Source organism: Sulfitobacter sp. HI0129 (genome assembly GCF_001635395.1).
GTDB lineage: Bacteria > Pseudomonadota > Alphaproteobacteria > Rhodobacterales > Rhodobacteraceae > Sulfitobacter.
Map to the genome: position 1 here is coordinate 1 of NZ_LWGH01000412.1, position 5,610 is coordinate 5,610.

The window sequence follows — 5,610 nt, forward strand, 5'->3', positions numbered from 1 at the left end:
GTTCGGCGTGGGGTCCGGGTCCACCTCTTCTTCGGCTCTTCTCTCGACGAAGAGCGCAAGCATACGCGAGCGATGGCGGAACTCCAGACCAGGTTGCGGGCGGCTGGCGCTGGCGTCGCAACTCATCTCGAACCGGTGCATAGCCACGCAAAGATCCTCGTAGCTGACGACGGCAGCGATGGCGCTCGTGCAATGCTGGGGTCCTGCAACTGGCTGCAGTCGCCTTTCCGCGCCCACGAGCTCTCGATCGAGCTGCGCGATCGCGCTGTCGCCGCCTGCCTCGAACTCTTCGGGGCCATAACCGCAGCGGTGCCAACCGCCCGCGACTCGCGTGATGCCATGCAGGCCATGCGGACAGCACTGAGGCTGAAGCCCGGACGGCTGCTCGACGCAGACCCGACAAAAGATGCGATCCCGGTAACGCTTCGGATCCTCCCGGCGCCCGATCACCTGCCGCTACTTCGGCGCGCCGCTCATGATGCGAAGGAACGCCTGATGGTGATGACACACCGGATGGGGTCGCCCATGATCCAGAATGTCTTCGATCCGGCACAGGTGGCGTCGGAGCGCATTGAGACAGTTCAGGCGCTCTACTCGGTGCCCTCCGGTGAAGTCAAGAAGCGCGACGTGCGCGCCGCCGGGGAGATGGCCGGCGGGGGTATCGACCTTAGAAGAATCCAAAGCAAGCATGCCATGCTGCACGGAAAGGCTCTGCTCTGGGATCATGACGACATCGTGGTGACGAGCTTCAACTGGGGATCGCAGACCGCCTCGGAAGACAAACCGCTCGATGAGATCGGCCTCCACCTAAACGGTAAAGGGGTCGCGGATCTCTTGCAGACGATTCTCGACAAGCGCGTTCTGGACAGCTCTGCCAGTTTAAGTGCAAGCGGAGTGCGGACCACGTAGAGATATCAGCTTGAAGCTGACTGCCCTGATGTCTGCTGCGAAAGGAGTCACGGCCGGGTGGCGTTTGACAAAAGCGGTGAATTGGCGCTTCTCTATTCTCGGCAGAGTACCTTCGCACGTGCAGCGAATTCACACTTTCCGCCCTTAGCGATCAGCCGGACAGCGCCCGCACTGTCTGGATCGGAATGAACAGGCGCAAAGGCTGATCTGGCAACGGGGTGAAACCGAAGGACTCGTAGTATGCTTTTCGGCGCGCCACGATTTCGGGGTTTCCGCAGTCGAACACATCGAGAAGGACGGCACAGGTTCCGATTTCGTCTGAGACGCGCCCAATCCGGCTGAGCGCATCGGCAAGCATTGCGCTGCCCAAGCCCTTCCCCTGCATCGTTTGATCAACGCCTATCATGGAAATGAACGCGACTGGCAGCATGCCGTGCCTGGGCGCCTTCTTTGCCAATTCGTCCGGCATGTCTTCCGCGACGACGGCATGCATGTTGATCCCGTAGAAACCAAGGGTGCTACGGTCATCGTCGAGCACGACCCAGATCCGGACGACATCAGCCTTCGACCCCTTCTTGGCCGTCAACTTCAGGTAATTGTCGATCTGTGGGACACCACAGGAAAAAGCCGTTCGATCCTGGCTCTTGGCATCGAACGGCTCGATTGTGAACTTGGCGTCGACGGCGGCGTCAGTCGGCATTCGCGATCAGCGTCTCGCGCAACGCAAAAGCCTGCTTCAGCCGATTATTTGGCTTCGGAGGGTTCTCGAGAGCGCCAAAGAACGCAGCACGATCCGCCTCGCTCTCCAAGACCGTCAACTTGTGAGCTTCAATCGTCGTCTGTGCGGCCTTGTAAGCAGCGCTCACAACAAAAGAGCTTACCTCTACACCGCTCAAGGTTGCTGCGCGACTGATCGCATCCTTCACCGAAGGCTGTGTACGCGCTTCCAGCCGAGCGCTCTTGGGCTCGTCGACAGCGACAGTGCTATCCTCAAACGCCAACATGGTTGCCTCCTTGATCCGAAACGACGTCAAGCGGCAAGACGCCGCTCACATGCAGCTATGTACGGCATATCGTCGTACATGTCAAGTGTACGGCAAATTTCCGTACGCCGAGACGAAGTCTGGCAAACGCGTTCTCTGGGCGAGAGGTAGACTCACTTTTCTCGAACGGTCGTACCCGGGTTGGCCTTGCCATGCTTTGCCGTCACGAAGCGCCCGGAAATTGCGCTCCGATAGCTACCACCGGTAGAACCGCTCTTGCCAGGCGCTTCTTTGACCGTGGTGCGCGGATGTGACTTACCATAAGCCTTTGTCACATACCGCCCCGATTTCGCGCTGCGATAGCTCCCGCCGTTGCCCTTGCCTGCCATCTGAATTCTCCTTCTCAAGTCTGGCGTGTAATTGCGTCCCTCCGAGGCGGAGGGCTAGTTGGGTTCCAAACAAACCGAAGAACCTCCGCTGGAGGCCTGCGGGTCTTCATTGCAAAATCCAGTAGCTCAGAACCGGAGGTGTTTTTCTGGTCAGTTGACCGACAGCACTGGGCGTATTTCCCGAATGGATGTTCACATCCGCAAAACTCATCGTCACCGAGTTCGAGCAGTCTCTCAGCTGCAATCAGCACAGATTGCCGGCCGGGCCATTTTCCGTATTTCTCGAGGTAGAGATGCCGCACGGCCCAAAGGCTATAAAGGTCGAGCAGTCCGGTCACCGAACCGCCGGGAAGCCATGTCTTGTCTCGTGGCTCGAATGCGCAAATCGAGCCATCGGGAAAATTCGTATGCCTCGGCCCGATCCATGTCTTACTGACAGCAGTGGTCCAAAAGCCCCAGGCTCGAACCGGCCTTCTGGTGGTGTAGGGAAGTTGAATGGCAAATGCGGCTCTCCTACCGAGGCCTTCGATCAGATCGCTCTCAGCGAAGAGCCACATCTGCCTTTCTTGAGGAAACGCAAGCAGACCCGGGTACGCGTCCCGGCATTCCCCTATGCCTTCCGCATAGCGAGACCGTAGTCCTGGCTGGACGAACGGTGCTCCGGAATCGGGCGCCCGGGATTGTCCGGTCGTCCCTTGCCCTCCGGCGGGCCGTTCCCACGGTCGGGTTGCGGATCGTGTCGATTGGTGCCGTGCATCGGCTTTCTCCTGGCCCGAAGGTTTCAAGACAACCGAGGAGTTGTCGGGCCGAATGACCCCCCGATTGAACACGGTCGGCAGGATGCCAGCGTCGAGGCCCAAGCCGATGGCCTTCAGATCGTCCTCGATGCTCTTCCTCATATTGAACCGCCCCATTTGCCGCAGTGTCTGTGCTTTACGGATTCGCAACAGTGTTGCTATAATGAAATCCTGAAACAACACATATGGGGCCAAAATGAAAATTGCAAGAGTCGAACACGATGCCTAATGTGCAATTCGACGGGAACGGCTTCTACGCCGCGTTGGACGCGGTACGGGAGGAACGGAAGCTCACCTGGAGAAAGGTTGCAGAACAGTCGGGGGTGAGCGCTTCATCGCTCACGCGGATCTCGCAAGGGAAGAGACCGGATGTAGACAGCCTAGCATCTCTGTGCTCATGGGCGAAACTGAGCGCCGACGATTTCATGCGCGCGCACGACAGCAGTCGGAATGGCGAGCCATCGTCGTTAACCAAAGCACTGATGTTGTTCCGCGCAGACCCAAACTTAGGAAAAGAACAGGCAGACGCTCTCGAGCGCATCATTCAATCCGCATATGAGGGCCTGAGGACGCACTGATGGCACTAAGGCGGGGCTTCAAGACCGATGCGGAATGGTACGCTCAGGATGTTCGACGCGAACTCGGCATCCCTGAAACCGGAAAACTGTGCCCATGGAGCCTCGCAAAACACCTTGAGCACATCGTTGTTGATCTTTCGTCATTCCAGAAAGAGCACCCACTCGACGTCGCACGCCTTCGGCAATGCACGGGCGCAAAGGGATTTTCTGCAGTCACCATTCACAAGGGTACTGCACGGCTTGTGATCTTGAACGATGGCCACGAGAAGCCACGTCAAACGGCGGATCTTGCTCACGAACTGGCACACGGGCTCCTTCATCACGTCCCGCTGCCTTTGAGTGATGAAACTGGTGTACGCATGTTCAATGCCCGAGATGAAGAGGAGGCGCATTGGCTGGGACCAACCCTGTTGGTTCCAGGCCCCGCCGCCCACGCGATTGCGAGAAAACGCGTTTCGATTGAAATGGCGGCAGCGCAGTATGGTGTGAGTGAGGAGTTAATGCGTATGCGGCAGAACATGTCTGGCGCGTTTAAGCGCGCTAAAGCGGCAGGCTGGCGTTGACGTCTTATCCCGTCCTCGCAGAAACCTCCGCCTAGCTCGAGCTGTCTCGATCGAGGCTTTCAAATGCCTCGTATAAGGATAGGGATCGCCTGGGCAGGGAAGCCAACATCTCATCGACATCGAGCGCATATCGGTTCAGTAGGAAGGTGTCAGGTTTTCGGCGGATCTCGTAAAACTTCACCGTCGTGGGCGGATCTTCCAACGCCCTGACGACAGCATATTTGACTGCCAGCGGGCACCTCATCCCGAAGACAACCTCCTCCAATTCGATCGGAGAGTCCTGTGCACCGCGTCGACCGATGAGCCGCCATTCTTTCTCGTAGCGCCAGTCCCGAGCTTTCTTCAGAAGCACAGCGTCGTCGACGACCTGGCGGGCGCCGCGATCACCATCTAACATCGCGAGAACCATACTGGCCGCGACCATACTGCTGCCACCGTACTTGATCTTGAAGACCTTGTTGGCGGCTTGTTCAGGCAGCGAGTACCCGATGGCGAGGCCTCGGTGCTGATCGCCGTAGTGGCTCCACATCAATGGACAATTATTGCGTTCCGCAAGGGACACGATGCCACCATCGTATCGACGGAGCAGTTCTTGCTGGATGGCTTGACCGAGAAGGAAGGCAACCGGGTTCTCCAACCGCAGATCGGGATCTGTGGCGTTGTACCGGATATCAGAAATGATCTGCTCCGCCTGACGCCGGCTAAGCTTTAAGATGTGATCACGTGTCTTCGGTCCCCTGTATCGTATCGTCAAAGCTGCCGCACTCAACTCGCCGTGCACGCGATGCTCGATCAGTTTGATCAGCATGGTTTCCAACTGATCTTCAGCCAAATCGATCTCGATGCTTGGCTTCGTGTCCAACGGATCGTTGAAGGTACTGGGGTCAGCGAAATAGAGTTGGTCTTCGACCAAGCCGCTGAGCGTTCTGTCCGAAAACGCCCGATACTTGTAGAGTCGACGTGGGGTTTTCAACTACTTTCACCTCCTAGTTCAAGCTCCGGCAGATCCCGTAAGCCCTGCAGATCGAAGGTCACCAGGAACGTCTCCGTGGTCACGAACGTATGCGGCGCCCCCGGCCGCGGCGACCGCGGCCCACTGGCGATCAGGTCTTTGTAGCGCAGCTGGGCCAACAGGTCGCGGCTGACCTCCTTGCCGAAGATGTCGGCCAGGCCCGCCCGGTCGATCGGCTGGTGATAGGCAATGGCGCAAAGCACCCCCATCTCCATCTCGGTGAAGGCCAGCGGCTGGTCGCCAAGGTCAGCGGCCGCCTTGATGGCATCCGCGAACTGGCTTCTGGTCCGAAACATCCAGCCGCCGGCGACCTGAGCCAACTCGTAGGGGCGGTCGGTCAACTCGGCCTGGATGTCTTCGATCAGCATCTCGACCGAGG

General features: G+C 58.4%; 8 protein-coding genes. 3 read left to right on the forward strand and 5 right to left on the reverse strand.

Translation table 11 applies throughout. The features are described from left to right. A partial coding sequence (locus A3764_RS11010) for a hypothetical protein (RefSeq protein ID WP_201722425.1) occupies positions 1-909 on the forward strand: 909 nt, incomplete at its 5' end. A 151-nt stretch (positions 910-1,060) separates the two neighbouring features. Here the strand turns inward: A3764_RS11010 and A3764_RS11015 are convergent. The 3 genes from A3764_RS11015 to A3764_RS11025 form a co-directional block, all read right to left on the reverse strand. Continuing rightward, positions 1,061-1,609 (reverse strand): GNAT family N-acetyltransferase, encoded by a 549-nt coding sequence (locus A3764_RS11015; protein ID WP_067951583.1) that lies wholly within the window; start codon positions 1,607-1,609, stop codon positions 1,061-1,063. Further along, positions 1,599-1,913 (reverse strand): type II toxin-antitoxin system TacA family antitoxin, encoded by a 315-nt coding sequence (locus A3764_RS11020; protein WP_067951584.1) that lies wholly within the window; start codon positions 1,911-1,913, stop codon positions 1,599-1,601. The genes A3764_RS11015 and A3764_RS11020 overlap by 11 nt, the downstream gene beginning before the upstream one ends. Positions 1,914-2,065: 152 nt before the next feature. Next, positions 2,066-2,281, reverse strand: coding sequence for a hypothetical protein (locus tag A3764_RS11025; protein WP_067951585.1), 216 nt, complete (start codon positions 2,279-2,281; stop codon positions 2,066-2,068). Between the two features lie 1,018 nt (positions 2,282-3,299). Between A3764_RS11025 and A3764_RS26435 the strand changes: the two genes are divergently transcribed. Next, positions 3,300-3,656, forward strand: a complete 357-nt coding sequence (locus tag A3764_RS26435; protein WP_067951586.1) for a helix-turn-helix domain-containing protein — start codon at positions 3,300-3,302, stop codon at positions 3,654-3,656. Then, positions 3,656-4,219, forward strand: coding sequence for an ImmA/IrrE family metallo-endopeptidase (locus tag A3764_RS24065; RefSeq protein ID WP_082850965.1), 564 nt, complete (start codon positions 3,656-3,658; stop codon positions 4,217-4,219). The genes A3764_RS26435 and A3764_RS24065 overlap by 1 nt, the downstream gene beginning before the upstream one ends. Before the next feature lie 31 nt (positions 4,220-4,250). Here A3764_RS24065 and A3764_RS11040 read toward each other — a convergent pair whose 3' ends face one another. Then, complete coding sequence (locus A3764_RS11040) at positions 4,251-5,192, reverse strand: DUF2971 domain-containing protein (protein ID WP_067951588.1); 942 nt, start codon at positions 5,190-5,192, stop codon at positions 4,251-4,253. Beyond that, positions 5,189-5,610 (reverse strand): SMC-Scp complex subunit ScpB (scpB, locus tag A3764_RS11045; protein WP_067951589.1); only part of this gene is annotated, 422 nt, incomplete at its 5' end. The genes scpB and A3764_RS11040, both read right to left, overlap by 4 nt.

What these genes read in the sequence shown, in the direction of transcription:
- A3764_RS11025 (WP_067951585.1), bottom strand. Translation starts at nt 2,281, where the DNA reads ATGGCAGGCAAGGGCAACGGCGGGAGCTATCGCAGCGCGAAATCGGGG.
- A3764_RS24065 (WP_082850965.1), top strand. Translation starts at nt 3,656, where the DNA reads ATGGCACTAAGGCGGGGCTTCAAGACCGATGCGGAATGGTACGCTCAG.
- A3764_RS11015 (WP_067951583.1), bottom strand. Translation starts at nt 1,609, where the DNA reads ATGCCGACTGACGCCGCCGTCGACGCCAAGTTCACAATCGAGCCGTTC.
- A3764_RS26435 (WP_067951586.1), top strand. Translation starts at nt 3,300, where the DNA reads ATGCCTAATGTGCAATTCGACGGGAACGGCTTCTACGCCGCGTTGGAC.
- A3764_RS11020 (WP_067951584.1), bottom strand. Translation starts at nt 1,913, where the DNA reads ATGTTGGCGTTTGAGGATAGCACTGTCGCTGTCGACGAGCCCAAGAGC.